Genomic DNA, 2,769 nt, shown 5'->3' with positions numbered 1-2,769 from the left:
ATCGCTGATGGTGTAGCTGCTACTCGGTACTGGACCGTTGTAATTTTCTGCCGGTGTGAAAGTGAAGCTACCGTCTGAGTTGATTTGTAACGTACCCACACCTGTGATGGTGGCTGTGCTATCCGCATTGTAAATAGTGCCATCACCATCAATCCAAAATTGTGTAACCGTTAAGGTGTCACCATCAATATCGGTGTCGTTACCAATAACTGTTCCACTAACAGGTGTGTCTTCTGTAACAGTGAATGGACCGTCGTCAACGGCTACAGGCGCATCATCTACTGGCGTTACGTTAATGGTGACAGTTTCAGTATCACTTCCTCCATTTCCATCTTCAACAGTTACTGTAAAGGTATCAGTACCGTTGAAATCAGGAGCAGGTGTGTATAAATATGTGCCATCTGCATTCACTGTAGCAGTACCATTTCCTGGATTGGTTGCCAATGTGAAAGTAAGGCTATCTCCTTCTGCATCGGTAGCATTAACTCGTCCGCTAACAGCTGTATCTTCATTAGTTGTTTGACTATCCCCTGTCGCAATAGGGTTATCGTTAACTCCTGTTACAGTGACGGTTAAAGTCGCACTCGATAACCCCCCCTCACCATCAGAAGCTTGATAAATAACGCTTGTAGTACGTGTAACGCCTGCAGCTAAGTCATCAAAATCAGTTCCTGAGTCAAAGCTATAAGACCCATCATCATTAACGATAAAACTACCGCCATTAGAACCCGTAACAGCCTGACCTACATTAATTGTGCTGCCTTCAACTTCAGCAACGTTAAGGGTATCGCCATCGGGATCTGAATCGTTGGTTAAGATTCCACTACCAGCGATAACATTAAGTGTACCGTTTTCTAATACGGTATTGGTATCAGGATTAGCTTGTAATGGTGGGTTAGCAACACTCCAGCTAAAGGTATCACTTACGGTGCCACCATTAGCGTCATCCGCTGTAATAGTTATAGTATAAGGACTACTTTGTGATGCATCACTTGCAAAAGTACCACTGACCACGCCTGTGGTAGGGTCAATTGAAAGACCAACAGGTAAACCTGTAACAGAAAAGTTTAAGGTATCTCCATCAACATCACTAAAGAATGGCGCAAAATCGATTGAAACAGCTTGCCCGTCAATAGCGGCTTCGTCTGGTAATGGGCTATTAACAATAGGTGCATCGTTAGCTGCAGTTACTGTAACGGTTACCGTTGCTGTGCTAAATCCAGAGTTGCCATCGGTAATTCTATAATTAATGACATCTGTTCCAGTAAAATCAGCATCAGGTGTGTAAGTTATGGTATTTCCGTCATTAATAACTATGGTGCCATTAGCTGCTGAAGCTTCTACAACACTTAATGGATCGCCATCTGGATCTGTGTCGTTATCTAATACACTAATAATAACGAAAGTGTCTTCTGCTGTTGTAGCAAAGTCATCGTCAGCTATTGGCGGAATATTTTCGAATGCCCAAGTAAAACTGGTATCTACACTTCCACCATTACCATCATCAGCAGTAATAGTTACTGAATAAGGACCTGTGCTAGATACATTGTTAGACACTGTTCCTGTGATAACGCCAGTTGCAGAATCTATAGTAAGGCCCGTAGGTAAACCTGAAACAGAGAAACTTAAATCATCTCCATCAACATCACTGAAATTAGCCGATACATCTAAATTGATCGTACTACTATCAGCATCAGATTGATCATCGATACCTGATGTTGTTGGATCATCATTCACAGAAGTAACGGTAATGTTAACACTCGCCGTACTTTCACCACCTTCGCCATCATCAATACGATATATAATAGTATCTGTACCATTAAAGTCAGCTGCTGGGGTATAGGTAATTGTATTATTTGCATTAATAACAACAGTACCATTACCTGCAACCGCTTCAGTAACAGTTAGAGTATCGTTATCAGGATCTGCATCATTCGCAAGCACATTAATAGTAGTAGTCGTATCCTCTATAGTAGTTACGGCATCATTAACTGCAGTAGGTAAGGCATTAACAATAGTGTAATCAAAACTGCCGTCAACACTACCACCACGCCCATCGGCTGCAGTAACAGTAATATTATAAATTCCGTTACTTGTTGGACCATTTTGTGAAGCACTATGATCAATCGTGCCTGAAATAATACCTGTACTACCATCTATACTCAGCCCTGTAGGCAGACCAGTAATTGAAAATGTTAATGTATCTGCGTCAGGATCACTAAATAACTCACTAATATCTATAGAAACGGCTTGTCCATCAACGGCATTCTGATCAGTAATCGTCTCAGCTTGAGGGGCATCATTTTGTTCATTAACACTAACAGTAACTGTTGTTGTTTCTGTAACTTCACCTGAAGTCACTGTATAGCTAAAACTGTCCGTCCCAGAGAAGTTGTTATTTGGTGTATAGCTTCCCGTTCCATCTGAATTTAGAGTTACTGTGCCATTTGAGCCTTGGGTAAATGACGTAACTAGAGGACTACCCTCAAAGTTATCATTAGCTAAAACATTAAGTGAAACTGGAGTATCTTCACCAGTAAATAAGGCATCAGAAACAATATCAACTACAGGCGTAACATCACTGAAACTCAGTTGAGCGGTATCAAAACCGCCATTACCATCGCTTACTACATATGTGCTGTGTGGTACCGGGCCGTTGTAATCATTCGCGGGTGTGAAAACAAAATCGCCATTTGTGTTGATTATCAAGGTACCAACATTCACGATAGTCGCGGTATCGCCTGCGCTGTAAACCGTTGCATCACCATC

The 2,769-nt window shown here is 41.7% G+C and carries 1 protein-coding gene; it reads right to left on the bottom strand.

Going from position 1 to position 2,769, the window contains the following annotated elements; translation table 11 throughout:
* On the bottom strand, positions 1-2,769 hold a 2,769-nt coding region (locus Q5N69_RS18325), incomplete at both ends, for an Ig-like domain-containing protein (RefSeq protein ID WP_304370530.1).

The organism is Pseudocolwellia sp. AS88 (assembly GCF_030551755.1).
Classification (GTDB): Bacteria; Pseudomonadota; Gammaproteobacteria; order Enterobacterales; family Alteromonadaceae; genus Pseudocolwellia.
This window is presented reverse-complemented; position numbering and strand designations above follow the sequence as displayed.